The organism is Bradyrhizobium sp. Crot121 (assembly GCF_059512385.1).
In genome coordinates this window covers 17,634-31,913 of record NZ_JCAMOR010000081.1, presented here as the reverse complement: position 1 = coordinate 31,913, position 14,280 = coordinate 17,634, and the positions used below count along the sequence as shown (strand labels likewise).

Below are 14,280 nucleotides of genomic sequence, written 5' to 3'. Positions count from 1 at the left end.
CTCGATCCCGAAGCGAGCATATTGTGTCCATTTCAACCGGTCCTACAAGGCGACACTTGCGAGATAACGCTGCGGCGGGGCCGATCGTGGTTGGGGGCGAAGAAGCGTGCTCAGCATCTGTGGCCAGACCTGCCGTATTGGTCCACACATGGCCCTTCTGCGACCTCGGGCAATGTCCGCTCTTTCGCCGCTGTTGGGGGTTGAGCGAACATCATTCGGCCAGTCGCTCAATGAGTACACGCCCTAGCTGCGGGACCGCGTCGATCTCACCTCTTGTTCTTCGGCGACATTTGGCCTGCCGAGCCCGCATCTCCTCCACCGGCTGCGCCAGAGCTCGAACCCGTCCCGCCTGCTCCGCTCGACGAACCGCTCGAACCGCCACTCGCCCCGGACCCGGCTGCTCAATCAGATCACAAACAAAGGCATTGCTCACATCACTGGAGGATATTAAGGACAATCCAGATCACGGCAGGCTGATTGAAATCGCGAGCCGTGGCGTCCCGTCGCTGGTCGTCAGCTATCTGTACACACCGCTTGGTTTGCCCGCTCCGGGCTATAAACTCACCCACCGGGAGCGAGAGAACTAGATCAAGTCACGCAATGACCGAAGCCGGTTGCGGCGTCATCACCGGCGGCAGGGTTGGGGCAGCTTGCGGTAGTCCTCGCCCTCAGCTGTCAGGACATCGAACGCATAGAATTGGACCTCGTCGTCGTGCTTACGTGAGTGCAGCCCGGCGAAGTCGCTGATGCCATCGACGCCGAGCAGCACGGCCTCGCCATCGAGCACGAACTGTTTGGTGCGTATCTGCGGCGCGGCCATTGGCACACCTTTTCCCCGGCCAACCGCAATAAGGCGTATGAAAGGTCACCACCACCGGATCGGCCAGACATGGCCTTCATTGGCGCGTCCCGTGAGGACATTGTTCCAAGCAAAAGCAAACGTCGCGAGCAGCATGGCGCCGATGCCAACCGGCACGACCAGAAAGCTCCAGGACATGTTGTCGACGACAACAACCAGCGGATCGATGCCGGCGGGCGGGTGAAATGTGCCGGTCAGATGCATTGCGATCATTGCCAAACCAACTGCGATGGCGGCGGCCCACGGCGCTGGACCGCACAATTTCACAACCAGTAGCCCAACCAGCGTGGAGATAAGATGACCGCCGACAAGGGCACGGGGTTGTGCCGGTTCTGCTTTTGGTGAGCCCAATACCGTCACGATCGATGTCGCGAATGGAACCGCGAAGAGCGGAAATGTGCTCTCAATAGAGAACGCCTCCATGTTTCCGATCGCGATTGCGCTCCCGGCCGCTCCGGCAAGGATGGCAAGTAAGCGAGGTCGGTAGGGCATCTGAGCCTGATTTCTAGGTCACGGTTGGCGTCGGCGCCGGCCAAGCGTATTCGGGTTGGAAGTTTGATGATGGCCAGATAAGTTGGCCGCGAGCAGCCGTTACGCCGGAACGCGCTGCTGTTTGCCTGAGCGTGCTGGCGAGACCTGATCGAGCACTCGGAACTCGGGCTCGGAGAGCGCCACCGCGGCTGCGGCGATCTCTTCGAAGTGCAGGACCCGAGGCATCGATGATCGTTCGGAGTCCGACGATCTCCAGGTAATTGCACTCTATAACTTCGCCATCCAATCAGCGACGGCCCGTCCGATCTCGTGCGGCGAATCTTCCTGGACGAAATGGAGCCCCGAGATCGTCACCTCGGTCTGCGCTGGGAAGCTGCGGGCCAAGTTGAGAACCGGGCCGTGGGCGAGGATACCACCGGGCTCTGCCCTCAAGAACAGCTTAGGCACATTGCTCGCCGCCAGCCAGTCCGCGTAGGCGTTCACGATCGCAGCCACGTCGGCGGGCTCGCCCTCAATGGGGATCTGCCGGGGCCACGTCAGCGTCGGCCGTCGCCCCTCGCCGGGCTCGGCGAACGGCCGTCGGTACTCCGCCATCTCCTCGGCGGAGAGGGTGCGCAGGATAGCCCCCGGCAGGATCTTCTCGATGAAAAAGTTGTCTTGCAGGACCATCGTCTCGCCTTGCTCGGAACGCAGCCCTTGCAAGGCGGAACGCATTCCGAACTTGTCCCAGTGATCCCAGTACTGCGGCCCCACGATCGCCTCCATGTACGCGATACCCTTCACGGCCTCGCGGTGGCGGTTGGCCCAGTCGAAGCCGAGGGCCGAACCCCAGTCATGGACGACCAAGGTGACCCGCTCGCGCACATCCAGGGCCTCGAGCAGGGCGTCGAGGTAGCGGCGGTGCTCGACGAAGCGATACGAGCCGGGGCCACTGTCAGGCAGCTTGTCGGAGTCGCCCATGCCGATCAGGTCGGGGGCAATGCAGCGGCCTCGTGGCTGCAGGTGCGGCAACACGTTGCGCCAGAGGTACGACGAGGTGGGATTGCCGTGCAGCAGCACGATCGGGTCGCCCTCTCCCACCTCCACGTACGCCATCTCGCTGCCGAGGACCCGCCGCCGCTGCTTTTGGTACGGAAATGCCGCAGAGATCATGTTCGCTTCTCCTCATATTCGCCAACCGAGAAAGCCTTTGAGCCGAATTGCGGACGCCTTACGTGTCGCTTCTCCGTCTGCGCGGTCCTGCGTCTACTGTCCCGATACATTGCACGTCGCGATCGAGTTTGGAGTTGATGCCGCTTCACTTGTGCGATCCGCCAGAAGGCGGTCGATAGAAAGCGGTCCGGGTCCGCCCAAGACGAGAGCCGCCAGGCAAGCGAGGTAAAGGAGATCGGTTTCATAACCCGGCGGCCCGAACTGCGCGCCCGCGGCCGTTATTGCCTGAAGCTTGATTGAGCTGAAGCCATACGGAAGGTGCACGGTGAACATCGCGGTCAAAAGAACGATCGCCATCGGGATACTGGCGAGAGGCACCAGTGCACCAAGCAGTACAGCCAGCCCGCCCAGGATCTCCACCGCGATGGTGAGCCAGCCCAGCAAATGAGGCGCGGGAAGGCCCATCGCCTGCAGGATGGCGGGGAATGCATCGAAGCCCCTCGCCGCCTTGGCGAAGCCGTGTTCCACGAAGCCATATCCAACAATCAGGCGCAGCGGGATCGGAGCCCAGCGGGCGATCGCCGAACAGCTGATCAGATCAGGAAGATCGCGCCACGTTCGCGGCCTCTCCTTAACATAGCTCATTGATTCCATTGATCTAAATCCGGCTGTGTGGACGCCGTGGTATGACGAGAATTTACCGCGAGCTGGGCTTGACATCAAGAGGTCATGACGTCACGATGACGTTATGTCGCCTATGCCCCTTTACGAAAGTGTCGCGTCCGCTCTGGCGGCCGGCATCGCTGACGGCAGCCTGCCGCCCGGAACTCAATTGCCGCCCGAGGAAAGCCTAATTGACCGATTCAAGGTCAGTCGCCCGACGGTGCGGAAGGCGATCCAGAACCTGATCGAGCGCGGGCTCGTCGAGATCAGGCGGGGCAAGGGCACTTTCGTCACCCAACCGAAGATCATGCAGGAGCTGACCGAGCTAACCGGTTTCGTCGAAGACATGCAGGCATTGGGGCGAACGCCGAGCACCAGCTTGCTCGACCAGCGCATTGTGGCAGCCGACGAAACCGTCGCACGCCACCTTGCCTTGCCAGTTGGGACGCTAGTGTTCAGGCTCCAGCGTGTTCGCCTAGCCGACAGTGTAGCCATATCCTTCGACGAGACTTACTTGCCTCGCGGCTTAGGCGAGAAGGTCGCGGGAAACGACCTTGAGGCCGAACCGGTCTTTGCACTTTTGGAGGAGAAGTATGATACGCCTCTGGTCGAAGCTGAATACAAGCTGGAAGCGGCCGCGGCCGACGCTGTCGCTGCCGAGGCGCTTCAAGTGCCGACCGGCAGTCCGATCTTCCTCATCGAGCGCACGTCCTACACCACCGGCAATCGGCCCGTCGACTATGAGCGGTTACACTATCGCGGCGATCTGATCCGGTTCGTGACGCGCCTTGCCCGACGCACGAGGACCTCAACGCAAACCAGAGATGCCTGACATGGATGCAGGCTTTGGATCCTGGCTGTTCGTCATGTCGTTTGGCGCGAGCGCGCTGGGCGGCATGCTCGGCATGGCCAGCGGCATCTTCATTGTACCCATCCTTACCCTGTTCGGCGGCGTGGACCTCCGCACTGCCATCGGCGCAAGCATCGTCTCGGTGATCGCCTGCTCCTGCGGCAGCGCTGCATCCTTCCTTGAGCGAGGACTCACCAACGTTCGCCTCGCCATCGTGCTGGAGACTACGACGACGCTCGGGGCTCTCACGGGCGTGTTCTTTGTCGGGCTCGTCCCGGTGTCCTTCCTTTACGGCCTGTTCGCTGTGGTGTTGCTGGTATCGGCGCATCAGATGCTCGCCCGGCGCAGCGATCCGGTCGGTATCAGCATTGCCGACCCGCCCGGCAATTGGGCGGACAAACTTCGACTCCACGCGAGCTATCCCGACCATGTGCTCGGCCGTAGCGTCACCTACCAGGTACGACAGCTGCCCCGAGGAATGTTCCTGATGTACGGTGCCGGTCTTATCTCGGCGCTGCTTGGGATTGGCAGCGGCGTACTCAAGATCCCTGCGATGGACACCGCCCTCCGCCTGCCGATCAAGGTGTCCTCGGCAACCTCCAATTTCATGATAGGGGTGACCGCTTCTGCCAGCGCGGGGGCATACTTCATACGAGGCTCCATCGTTCCCGCCATTGCCGGTCCCGTCGCCTTGGGGTCGGTTCTGGGATCAGTCGTCGGAGCCCGCATCTTGATGCGAGTCTCAAATGAAAAAGTGAGGGCCCTGTTTGTTGTAGTGCTTATAGCCCTTGCGGCGCAGATGCTGCTCTCTGCCTTCCACATCGAGTTGTTCGGAAAGGCCGCATGATCGCGGACGACAAGGCGCTCGATGAAACCCGCAGGATGGATCGGCTCCTTGCACGGCAGCTCAAATACGGTATCTGGCTCGCGTCGGGCGTGACCGCGCTCGGGATGATCGTTGCCCTCTTCGGCCGATGCATCGTCCCGCATGGGCATACCATGACGCTGGGCACGAGCATCGTCGGGAAAGGCATCGCGCTCATCATCCTGCTCCCGATCCTACGCGTTATCTTGATGCTGATCGTGTTCTTGCGCGAGCGGGACTATCTCTTCGGGACGATCTCCGGCATCGTTCTCATAACGATTGGCGTCAGTGTAGTGGCCGGTCTTTATGGACCTGCAATCCACTGAAGGCGAGATTTTGTCGATGAGGATATTCACCTCAGCAAAAGCCCCCCGCGAAGCTGATGTTCACCGAAAAGCTGTAGCTCGGATCGCAATTTCCGCGCTGTGTAACGAAGAGTAGATCCCAGGGGCCATCGTAAGAGGTTCGTGCTTCGGCGGCCGTCGCGGCGGCAAGGCAGGCGCAGCCGGCGATAGTCGCTATCAGTCGCTTGTTCATTGTCTTCTCCTAGATTGAAGGTGATGGGCATGCCGTTGGAGCTCGCCCGGTCCAAAATCACCTGCTACTGATTGTTAATCGCAAACCAGAACGCGTCGGTGGCGACTGTAGGCGTAGTAGCAGTCGCCCTCGGAAGAGTAGCCGCGTCCATAGGCATAGCCCGCAGCGGCGCCGGCGTAAGCGCTCGCTGCATAAGCCGCGCGATAGCCGTACCGTGACCCACCGTACCGGCCGTAGCTTCCGAACCGGTTGTAGGTCACCGATGTGGCGCGCGTGGCGTTCGCAAGCGCCGGTCCGCCCCGCCCGCCCTCTGCGAGAGCACCGCGCGGCCCAGGTCCGGCATCGAGACGAGGCGCCGGACCACCGAGGCCGGCACGTGGTGCACCGCCAAGCCCCATCGGAGGGCGAGCCGCGAATGCCGGGGGGCCCCCAGCAGCCAGCGGCGGCCCGCCGGCCGCGATTGGCGGAGGCCCGGCCATTGGAGGCGGCGGCGGGAATTGTCCAAACGCCGCAGGTGGCGATAGCATCGCGGTGCCGAGAATCGTGCCAAGGGTTAACATCAGAATCGTCGTGCGTGACATGGTGTTGCTGTTTCTCAAGACTGCGTTTCAGGGATGGGAGTCGGCTGCGACTCGCGAGCGTGTTCATGAGGCGCGCCGTGCACGGGAGTGTCGTGCACAGGCACGGCCGGCTCCTCCGTCGATGTTTGACCGCCGTGATCGGGGTGAATGCGAAACCAGGCAACATACAGCGCCGGCAGGAACAGCAGCGTCAGCAGCGTGCCGACGATGATGCCGCCCATCATGGCGTAGGCCATCGGCCCCCAGAAAATCTCGCGCGCGATCGGAATGAGCGCGAGACTTGCGGCGGCGGCCGTGAGCAGGATCGGTCGCATGCGATGCTCGGTCGCTTCCACTACGGCGTCCCAGGCCGGCCTGCCCTCCTTCTTGAGATCCTCGATCTGCACGATCAGGATCACGGAGTTTCGGACCAAGATGCCGATGAGGGCAAGCACGCCGAGGATGGCGACGAAGCCCAGCGGCGCGCCGCTTGGCAGCATGGCCATGACCACGCCGATCGACGCGAGCGGCGCGACCGCGAACACCAGGAACAGGCGCGAAAAGCTCTGCAGCTGTACCATCAGCACGGTCGCCATGACGAACAGCATCAACGGCACAACCGCGACGATCGGCCCCTGGCTCTTGGCGCTCTCCTCCACTGAGCCGCCGATCTTGATCGCGTAGCCCGCAGGAAGCTGCTTGGTAAATTCCGCCACCTTCTGCGCGAGCTGGTCGACGACCGTCTTCGGCTGAACGTTGCTGACGACGGCGGCTTTCAGCGTGATGGTCGGAATCCGCGCGCGGCGCCAGATCGTGGGCTGCTCCAGCTCGTAGCGCAGATTGGCGACGGCCCCGAGCGGCACCGATTGGCCGCCGAGCCCGGTCATCTGGAGATCGCGCAGCGTGTCGATCGAGGCGCGTTCCCGCGCGGTCGCTCGTCCGGTGACATTGACGAGATAGATGCTGTCGCGCACCTGCGTGACCGACGAGCCCTGCAGCACCGAGTTCAGGGTGGAGGCGATGTCTTCCGAGGTGACGCCGAGCTGACGCGCCTTGTCTTGGAGCACATCGACCTTGACGACGCGCGCCGGCTCCATCCAGTCGAACACCACGTTGCCGAGGTCGGGACTGCTGCGAATGACGCCTGCAAGCTTCTGCGAGAGGTCGCGGACCTCGGCGATGTCGGGACCGCTCAGGCGGTATTGCACCGGACGGCCGACGGGAGGGCCGACCTCGAGCAGCTTGACGTAGGTGTCGGTGCCCGGGAACGTCTTTCTCAAATAGTCCTCGAACTGCGACTTGAGCTTGTTGCGCGCGGCGATGCCGCCCTTGGTCACGATCACCTGCTGACCGAACCAGGTGTTGGCGGTCTGCACGTCGAACGACAGCACGAAGCGCGGCGCACCAGTGCCGACATAGCTGGACCAGTGCTCGACCGAATTATTGTCCTGCAGCTGCTCACGCTCGAAGCGAGCCATCTGCGTGTTGGTTTCGGTGATCGAAGCGTTCTGCGGCAGGTTCCAGTCGATCACGAGCTCGGCACGGTCGGACGAGGGGAAGAACTGCTGTTGCACGAACTGCAAGCCGAACAGGGCGAGCAGGAAGGCGCCGGCCGTCACGGAGACGGTGCTCCAGCGATGATGCATGCAGAACAGGAGGAGGCGCGCGAACAACATCTGCGCCACGCGGCCCTTCTGCTCGTGATGTCCCTTCATCCTGGCCGGCAGGATGGTGACGCCGAGCAGCGGGGTGAACAAGACGGCCACGATCCAGGAGACGATCAGGGATACCGCGATCACCACGAACAGGGTGAAGGTGAACTCGCCGGCGTTGCTGCTGTTGAGACCGATCGGGATGAAGCCGGCCACGGTGACCAGCGTTCCCGTCAACATCGGAAATGCGGTCGACGTATAGACGTGGGTTGCCGCCTTTTCGAGGGGATCGCCGATCTCAAGCCGCGCCACCATCATTTCGACCGCGATCATGGCATCGTCGACCAAGAGGCCAAGCGCGATGATCAGGGCCCCCAGCGAAATGCGTTGCAGCGAGATGCCGCAATAGGCCATCACGACGAAGGTGATCGCGAGCACGAGCGGAATGGCGATGGCCACCACGAGGCCGGCCCGCAAGCCCAGGCTCAGGAAGCTGATGCCGAGCACGATGATCACGGCCTCGAACAGCGCTTCGGTGAAGCCCGAAACGGCATGTTCGACCACGACGGGCTGGTCGGCAACGAGGTGGACGCCGACGCCGATCGGCAGGTCAGCGATGATCCCAGTCATCTCCTCCTTCAGCGCTTCGCCGAACTGGAGCAGGTTCGCGCCGGATTTCATGCCGATCGCGAGCGCGATAGCAGGTTGACCGTTGTATCGAAACAGGGTTGACGGCGGATCGACATAGCCACGCGTGATGGTCGCGACATCGGTCAACGGGAAGAAGCGATCGTTGATGCGCAGATTGACCGCCTTCAGGCTCGCCTCCGAGGTGAATTGGCCGTTGACGCGGACGCTGATCCGCTCCGGCCCCTCCTGCAACACGCCGGAGGGTGCCACCGCGTTCTGGCCCTGAAGTGAATTCATGATGGCGTGAACGTCGAGGCCGAGCGCCGCGATCTTGCGGGTGGAGAACTCGAGGTAGATGACCTCGTCCTGCGCGCCGAGAATGTCGACCTTGCCGACATTGGGCACGGTCAGCACCTTGGCGCGGATGTCCTCGACCTGGTCGCGGAGCTGCCGCTGGCTCAGGCCGTCGCTGGTGAAGGCATAGACATTGCCGAAGACGTCGCCGAAGCGGTCGTTGAAGCCGGGTCCAATCACCCCTTGCGGGAAATCGCCCTTGATATCAGCGATCATGTTGCGGACGCGCACCCAGGTCGGCTTGACGTCGGCCGCCTTGGTCGAATCGCGCAAATAGACGAAGACGGTGGTCTGACCCGCGACCGTCACGCTCTTGGTGTAGTCGAGCGATTCCAGCTCCTCCAGCTTCTTCTCGATCCGGTCGGTGACCTGACGCGTCATCTCCTCGGGCGAGGCGCCGGGCCACTGCGCCTGGATCACCATGGTCTTGATGGTGAAGTCAGGATCCTCCTGCCGTCCCAACTGGAGATAGGCAAACAGGCCGGCCGCCATGAAGGCGATCATGAAATACCAGACGAGCGAACGATGGCCGAGCGCCCAGTCAGAGAGGTTGAACGACTTCATGGCTCTTGATCCTGTGCGATGCGGACGTGCTGTCCCGGCCTGAGGCTGTGAATTCCGGCAGTGACGACGCGGGTGCCTGCGGCAACCCCGCTGGTGATGCGGATGCCCGCCTGTTCGGCGACACCATCGATCTTCTGCAAGGAGACGGTGCTGGTGGATTGATCGACCACCCACACGAAATCGGCGCCGTCCCTGGCGAGCACCGCTGACGCGGGCAGGCGCAACACCTTGCTCTGGTCCTTGCCAAGCTTTGCCGTGACGGTCGCGCCAAGGCGGAAGCTTTCGGGCGGGTTGTCGAGCGCAATCCGGACGCGTCGCAGCCGCGTCACCGCATCGGCCTGCGGCGCGATTTCGCGCATCCTGCCCTCGACCTGAACGGTGGGGAGGAGCTGCAGGCTGACGCTGAACGGGAGACCAACTTCGAGCGGCACGGGCAGGTCTTCCCCGATATCGACGACCGCCTCGCGAATGTCCGGGCGCGCGACCGTCACCACGGTTTGACCGGGCGAGACCACCTGGCCGACTTCCGCGCCGACGGCGGTGACGACGCCGCCGAAGTCGGCCTTGATCTGGGCATAGCCGAGTTGCTCGATCGCCTTGGTCAGGTTCGCCTGCTCCTGCGCGACGCTTGCTTCGGCGCCGGCGCGGGCCTGCTCGGCATTGTCCAGCGTCTGCCTGGTGGTCGCATCGCTGGTGATGAGCGCGCGTTGCCGCTCCTCCGTGGCCTTGGTCGTCGCAAGCTGCGCCTCGCCTTCGCAAGCTGAGCTTTGGCCGCGCGAACGGCGAGATCGAGTGCGGTGGGATCGATCGTCCCGATGATTTGCCCTTCGCTGACGATGTCGCCAACGTAGACCGGGCGCGAAGTCAGCCGTCCGAGTACGCGAAAACCAAGATTGGTCTTGTAGCGCGGCTCGACCGTGCCGACGGCAAGCGTGCTGTCATTGTTGTCGGGCTTGGCCAGCATTGAGAGCACGGGGCGCACGGGCTCCGGCGCGCTCGTCTCCTGCTGACAGCCGGCGAGCAACGAGGCCGCCGCGAGCGTGCCAGCGATCATCATGACCTGTCGCTTCATGACCGGTCTCCCACTTCAGTGACCGACTGGCCGACGCTCAAAAGCTTACCGCCGTCGACGACGACGCGCTCGCCGGGCTCGAGGCCCCCCTTGATCAGCACCTGACCGGCTTCATAGGCACCGACCGTGACCGGCTTCAGCGACGCTGTCTGCGTTTTTGGATCGACGGTCCAGACGGCAGGCCTCCTGCCTGCGGCCATCAGCGCGCTCCAGGGCAAGGTGATCTGCCTCTCGGCTTTCGCCACAACCGTCCCCGAGACGGCGCTGCCCAGGGTCATCGCAGCCGGCGGGTTCTCAATCGACACCTTGACGCGGATCGTGGAGCTCTTCGCGTCGATAGCCGGTGAAATCTCCCTCACCTCACCCGTTGCTGTCACGCCGGGATCGGAGATCAGCGCCAGCATCACGCGGCCGCTGTCGGCCTGGCCAAGGAAGACGGATTCGTAGACCTCGAAGACGGCATCCCGCTCCCCGTCCTGCGCGAGCGAGAACACGGGTTGGGCAGCCGGAACGACTTGGCCGACCTCGATACTTCGCGCGGTAATGACGCCATCCGCTTCAGCACGCAGGGTGGTATATCCGAGCGCATCGCGCGAGGTACCGAGCTGAGCCTTAGCCGCCTCCAGCACACCCTCAGCGGTTCGCAGACCTTCCTGGGCCTGGTCGTAAACGGTCCGGGTGGTGAAGCCGCTTGCGATCAGCGCTTTCTGCCGCTCGAACGTTGCCTTCGCCACGCGCAGCTGGGCTTCGGCGGAGGCAACTGCCGCGGTCGCGGCATCGACATCGGCCTGTTGCTCGGCCGGATCGAGCCGGGCGAGGACGTCGCCCCTTTCGACGTGAGCACCAATGTCCACCGCGCGAGCAATCACACGTCCGCTGACGCGGAACGAAAGATCGGCGCGGAAGCGCGCCTGAACCTCGCCCGTCAACGTGATGGCGGCTTGCCGGTCGCGCGGCTGCACGATCGTGGTACGGACCAGCGTTGCCCGTGTGGCCGTCTGCGCCGCGTGATCGTTGCAACCGGTCAGCGCAACGCTGGCAAGCACCGCCGCTGCGGCGAGGGTCTTCGCCGCATGAGGCGTTCGAACGGGGTTCGAGATTTGGCTTTTCATAGCGCGTCCGTATGATGGGAAGGAGACAACAGCGCGCCAAGCGCATCGGCGGATTGGCGGGGGACAATCATTTCGCTTTCTTGCTGGCGCAGGAGTCCCGCAAGGGGATCGGTCTCAACGGTGGGCTCGCGTTGATCGGACGCCGCGCTTGCCGTGAGCAGGGCTTCATTTGAAGCGGTGGCTCTGGTGCGGCGCGGAGCCCTCATCTGGCGCGTTGCGATTGACCAGTTTGCGCCCCGTTCGCGCTCAGTCAGCGGGAACGAGAAAACAATCGAGGTGAATTCGGCGCCGAAACCCTGCTCGATCCGACCGCTGAGCGCCCTCGCGATTTCCTTCGCAATTCGCAATTCGCGATCCGAGACATCGCGGGCGGGACGCGTTCCGTTGTCCAGGATCACGCAGTTCACCAGCGCGCCGGTGCGCGTCAGCTTGATCTTGATCTGCCCGGCCCGCGCGTCGAAGCAGGCGTGCCGTGCCGCGTGCATCACGAGCTCATGGACGATCAGGCCCAGATGCCAGCAGCGCTTCGGCTGGAGCGCGATGGACTGGGTCGCGAATGCCAGTTGAATGTTCATCCGGTCCAGCAGCGCCCGGCGCATGCCACAGCCGAGCTTGCGAAGGTGGGTCGCGGCATGGATCAGCGTGTCGCTCGTTGGCATGGCCAGCGCACGATGCACGTCGGCGTAGCCATGCAGCAGCTCGACGATATCGCCGAGCGCGCATTTGGCTTCCGTCCCCTCGACCCGGATGACCGCGGCGGAGACCAGGTCGATGGCCAAGGCAACACCGTTGGTGACCCTGCGATTCAGCTCGCGCAGCAGCACGCCTTCCTGCAAGCCGGACGGGGCTGGGCTCAAAACAGTCACGACATTCTCCTCATTCGGCTCGAACGACGGGGGTCCACCGTCCCGGCACCTTTGGGACCCCGATCTCTTGAGATCACTCGCCAGGCTCACGAAACACGATGAGCTGGCGGATAAATAAACTATACCGTATATTTTCTTTTTCTTGCCTTTCTTCGCGAGCCATGTCAAGTGGGAAAGCGACGCGCACAGACTCGTGATTTCGGAGGACCCACAATGAAGAAGACGAAGCGAGGCAGACCGCCCAAGGATCTGGCCGGCGACGCGCCGGCGCGCATTCTCGATGCCGCCCAGCAGCTGTTTCTGGAGAAGGGCTATCGCAGCGCCAGCATCGACGACATTTCCGAGCTTGCGCCTGCAAGCAAGCCGACGATCTACGCCCACTTCCCCGGCAAGGAAGCGTTGTTCGCGGCGGTGGTGGCCCGCACCATCGACGGCTTGATGGACTTCGAGGACTTCTCGCCCGAAGGCCGCACCATCGAGGACAAGTTGATGAGCCTCGGCACAACCCTTGTCGACAGGGTCATCGAAGAGTCATTGGGCATGGTGCGCGCGACGATCGCGGAATCGCAGCGCTTTCCCGAACTGAGCCGCAACGTGCACGACGCTGCGCGCGATCGCTCGCTCGCCGCGGTATCCCAACTGCTGGACGACGCCACGCAAAAACTCGCGCGCACCCCGAGGGGCCCTTTCAGCGCCAAGCGAAGCCGTGCTACCGCGCAGATTTTTCTCGACCTGATTCTGCTACCGATGCTGTTCCGGTCGCTGGTCGGTGAAACTCAGAAGGACCTGAAGAAGGAACTTCCGGGCTTCGTGCGCGAGCGCGTCGGCTTTTTCCTGGCAGCCTGCGAAACGGACTGGTCATAGTAAGTGTCTGCTTTGGACGTTTGGCCTGGAAGCATTCGCATCAGCCGGCGGCCTTGAGCTGCACGTGAGCTGTCATCTCGGCCGGCTGCAGGAATGGCCCACGATGCAAAGCACCCGTACAAAATCTCAACATCTCGTCGAAGCTTGGCCGCAGCGTCGCAGCCCCGACCCGCGATGGGTTGAGATAGACATCCATGGCTTCCAGCAGGCAGCAGGTCAGCGCCATTGGACTGCCGCCCTGCAGTTCGCCGCGTGCTTGCCCGGCGCCGACGATCGGTCGCACCAGCCCTCGGATCCTGTCGTCGTAGGTGAGGATGACCGTCCAGTTCTGACGGACGGCCAGAGTTATCAAATCCTGCAGTCGCCGATGCTTCGCCGGTCGAGCTTCATTGCAGTCGGCGATGGCCTTCAGGATTGCAGCCAAGCGCCGTAGCGCTGGGCCACTGCCGCGGGCCGCCTCAGCCGCCGCACTGACCGCCTCCTCGAGCACCTCCTGCACCACAGCCTCCTCGATCGCCCGCCTCGAGGGAAAGAACCGATAGACGTTGGCTGAGGACATCGACAAGTGCCGCGCAATATCGGCGACGGTGGTCTTGTTGTGTCCCATCTCGCGATAGAGATGGATAGCAGCCTGCACGATCCTTCGGCGAGCGCTCCTCGTTCGGTCGTCAATCTCTTCGCGCATAACGTCGCTCACTCCGCCGGAAAGTTCATCAGCTCGCGGCGACAGGCCTCTCCGAAATCGCGCAAGGGATCCATCTCCTCGATGAATTTGGGGAGATCGACGAATGTGCGATTGGGCGAGAGATACGTCTCGATGATCAGGTGCCCGGCTCTCTCGGCGGCCTGAACGACCTCGTTGCTCGACAAGATCCGCATGCGTCCGATCAGCGTATAGAGGCTGACCAACTGCGGAATTTCGGCCTGATCATTGACCAGGGCCTCGGCATAGAGCCGTGATCCCTCCTCGATGAAGCTATGGTACAATTGTTCGCGCCTTGAGAACGAGCGGGCATGATGAAGGTCGCGCCGCCTTCGGCGTCCGCTGAACCATCCACTAACGATGGTCGAGAGCGCGCCGAACGCAGAGCCGCCGAAGGCAGCCAGGGCCGGGATGTACACCGTGCTCATAAGATCGCTCCTGTCTACTGTCGCAGTGCGGACGTGGCTCAAGGCAGCGCCTCGTCA

15 protein-coding genes and 1 pseudogene are annotated in these 14,280 nt (G+C 63.0%); 4 read left to right on the top strand and 12 right to left on the bottom strand.

Annotated elements, in window-relative coordinates; translation table 11 throughout:
• Positions 1-625: 625 nt before the first annotated feature.
• From AC5ZGW_RS38530 to AC5ZGW_RS38515, 4 genes are all read right to left on the bottom strand, one after another.
• Positions 626-820, bottom strand: a complete 195-nt coding sequence (locus tag AC5ZGW_RS38530; protein ID WP_349645140.1) for a hypothetical protein — start codon at positions 818-820, stop codon at positions 626-628.
• A gap of 45 nt (positions 821-865) precedes the next feature.
• Positions 866-1,351, bottom strand: coding sequence for an HPP family protein (locus AC5ZGW_RS38525; protein WP_080664103.1), 486 nt, complete (start codon positions 1,349-1,351; stop codon positions 866-868).
• A gap of 267 nt (positions 1,352-1,618) precedes the next feature.
• Positions 1,619-2,503: a haloalkane dehalogenase gene (locus tag AC5ZGW_RS38520; RefSeq protein ID WP_028168524.1), complete on the bottom strand. Its 885-nt coding sequence runs from the start codon at positions 2,501-2,503 to the stop codon at positions 1,619-1,621.
• Between the two features lie 93 nt (positions 2,504-2,596).
• Entirely contained in the window at positions 2,597-3,157 is a 561-nt protein-coding gene (locus AC5ZGW_RS38515) for a DoxX family protein (protein WP_245475150.1), read from the bottom strand.
• A gap of 94 nt (positions 3,158-3,251) precedes the next feature.
• Between AC5ZGW_RS38515 and AC5ZGW_RS38510 the strand changes: the two genes are divergently transcribed.
• Genes AC5ZGW_RS38510 through AC5ZGW_RS38500 form a run of 3 tightly spaced genes read left to right on the top strand, consistent with a single transcriptional unit; the run spans position 3,252 to position 5,207 of the window.
• The gene (locus AC5ZGW_RS38510) at positions 3,252-3,998 is read left to right on the top strand and encodes a GntR family transcriptional regulator (protein WP_028168523.1); all 747 of its coding nucleotides are present in this window, start codon (positions 3,252-3,254) and stop codon (positions 3,996-3,998) included.
• Positions 3,991-4,863: a sulfite exporter TauE/SafE family protein gene (locus AC5ZGW_RS38505; RefSeq protein WP_207231172.1), complete on the top strand. Its 873-nt coding sequence runs from the start codon at positions 3,991-3,993 to the stop codon at positions 4,861-4,863. The genes AC5ZGW_RS38510 and AC5ZGW_RS38505 overlap by 8 nt, the downstream gene beginning before the upstream one ends.
• The gene (locus AC5ZGW_RS38500) at positions 4,860-5,207 is read left to right on the top strand and encodes a DUF1634 domain-containing protein (RefSeq protein WP_130231111.1); all 348 of its coding nucleotides are present in this window, start codon (positions 4,860-4,862) and stop codon (positions 5,205-5,207) included. The genes AC5ZGW_RS38505 and AC5ZGW_RS38500 overlap by 4 nt, the downstream gene beginning before the upstream one ends.
• Positions 5,208-5,238: 31 nt before the next feature.
• On the opposite strand, the gene AC5ZGW_RS38495 is transcribed toward AC5ZGW_RS38500, so the two are convergent.
• The 6 genes and pseudogenes from AC5ZGW_RS38495 to AC5ZGW_RS38470 form a co-directional block, all read right to left on the bottom strand.
• A complete protein-coding gene (locus tag AC5ZGW_RS38495) occupies positions 5,239-5,418 on the bottom strand; it encodes a hypothetical protein (RefSeq protein WP_130231109.1) in 180 nt (59 codons plus the stop codon).
• A 74-nt stretch (positions 5,419-5,492) separates the two neighbouring features.
• Complete coding sequence (locus AC5ZGW_RS38490) at positions 5,493-5,978, bottom strand: hypothetical protein (RefSeq protein WP_496114061.1); 486 nt, start codon at positions 5,976-5,978, stop codon at positions 5,493-5,495.
• Between the two features lie 35 nt (positions 5,979-6,013).
• Entirely contained in the window at positions 6,014-9,178 is a 3,165-nt protein-coding gene (locus AC5ZGW_RS38485; RefSeq protein WP_245474943.1) for an efflux RND transporter permease subunit, read from the bottom strand.
• A pseudogene (locus AC5ZGW_RS38480) lies at positions 9,175-10,250 on the bottom strand (efflux RND transporter periplasmic adaptor subunit). Before AC5ZGW_RS38480 ends, AC5ZGW_RS38485 begins: the two are co-directional and overlap by 4 nt.
• Positions 10,247-11,362 carry an efflux RND transporter periplasmic adaptor subunit gene (locus AC5ZGW_RS38475; RefSeq protein ID WP_130228609.1) on the bottom strand — a complete coding sequence of 372 codons (1,116 nt, stop codon included), beginning with the start codon at positions 11,360-11,362 and terminating at the stop codon, positions 10,247-10,249. The pseudogene AC5ZGW_RS38480 and the gene AC5ZGW_RS38475 overlap by 4 nt, the downstream one beginning before the upstream one ends.
• On the bottom strand, positions 11,359-12,186 hold the full coding sequence (locus AC5ZGW_RS38470) for a sensor histidine kinase family protein (RefSeq protein WP_245474942.1): 828 nt from the start codon (positions 12,184-12,186) through the stop codon (positions 11,359-11,361). Before AC5ZGW_RS38470 ends, AC5ZGW_RS38475 begins: the two co-directional genes overlap by 4 nt.
• Before the next feature lie 255 nt (positions 12,187-12,441).
• On the opposite strand from AC5ZGW_RS38470, the gene AC5ZGW_RS38465 reads away from it, so the two are divergent.
• On the top strand, positions 12,442-13,092 hold the full coding sequence (locus tag AC5ZGW_RS38465) for a TetR/AcrR family transcriptional regulator (RefSeq protein ID WP_130228607.1): 651 nt from the start codon (positions 12,442-12,444) through the stop codon (positions 13,090-13,092).
• 40 nt (positions 13,093-13,132) lie between these two features.
• Here the strand turns inward: AC5ZGW_RS38465 and AC5ZGW_RS38460 are convergent, their stop codons facing one another.
• A complete protein-coding gene (locus AC5ZGW_RS38460; protein WP_245474941.1) occupies positions 13,133-13,729 on the bottom strand; it encodes a TetR/AcrR family transcriptional regulator in 597 nt (198 codons plus the stop codon).
• A 56-nt stretch (positions 13,730-13,785) separates the two neighbouring features.
• Positions 13,786-14,223, bottom strand: coding sequence for a hypothetical protein (locus tag AC5ZGW_RS38455; protein ID WP_245474940.1), 438 nt, complete (start codon positions 14,221-14,223; stop codon positions 13,786-13,788).
• Between the last annotated feature and the right edge of the window lie 57 nt (positions 14,224-14,280).

Bases quoted from the DNA above. Each gene is read 5' to 3' on its own strand.
- AC5ZGW_RS38530 (WP_349645140.1), bottom strand. From the start codon at position 820: ATGGCCGCGCCGCAGATACGCACCAAACAGTTCGTGCTCGATGGCGAG.
- AC5ZGW_RS38525 (WP_080664103.1), bottom strand. From the start codon at position 1,351: ATGCCCTACCGACCTCGCTTACTTGCCATCCTTGCCGGAGCGGCCGGG.
- AC5ZGW_RS38520 (WP_028168524.1), bottom strand. From the start codon at position 2,503: ATGATCTCTGCGGCATTTCCGTACCAAAAGCAGCGGCGGCGGGTCCTC.
- AC5ZGW_RS38515 (WP_245475150.1), bottom strand. From the start codon at position 3,157: ATGGAATCAATGAGCTATGTTAAGGAGAGGCCGCGAACGTGGCGCGAT.
- AC5ZGW_RS38510 (WP_028168523.1), top strand. From the start codon at position 3,252: ATGTCGCCTATGCCCCTTTACGAAAGTGTCGCGTCCGCTCTGGCGGCC.
- AC5ZGW_RS38505 (WP_207231172.1), top strand. From the start codon at position 3,991: ATGCCTGACATGGATGCAGGCTTTGGATCCTGGCTGTTCGTCATGTCG.
- AC5ZGW_RS38500 (WP_130231111.1), top strand. From the start codon at position 4,860: ATGATCGCGGACGACAAGGCGCTCGATGAAACCCGCAGGATGGATCGG.
- AC5ZGW_RS38495 (WP_130231109.1), bottom strand. From the start codon at position 5,418: ATGAACAAGCGACTGATAGCGACTATCGCCGGCTGCGCCTGCCTTGCC.
- AC5ZGW_RS38490 (WP_496114061.1), bottom strand. From the start codon at position 5,978: ATGTTAACCCTTGGCACGATTCTCGGCACCGCGATGCTATCGCCACCT.
- AC5ZGW_RS38485 (WP_245474943.1), bottom strand. From the start codon at position 9,178: ATGAAGTCGTTCAACCTCTCTGACTGGGCGCTCGGCCATCGTTCGCTC.
- AC5ZGW_RS38475 (WP_130228609.1), bottom strand. From the start codon at position 11,362: ATGAAAAGCCAAATCTCGAACCCCGTTCGAACGCCTCATGCGGCGAAG.
- AC5ZGW_RS38465 (WP_130228607.1), top strand. From the start codon at position 12,442: ATGAAGAAGACGAAGCGAGGCAGACCGCCCAAGGATCTGGCCGGCGAC.
- AC5ZGW_RS38455 (WP_245474940.1), bottom strand. From the start codon at position 14,223: ATGAGCACGGTGTACATCCCGGCCCTGGCTGCCTTCGGCGGCTCTGCG.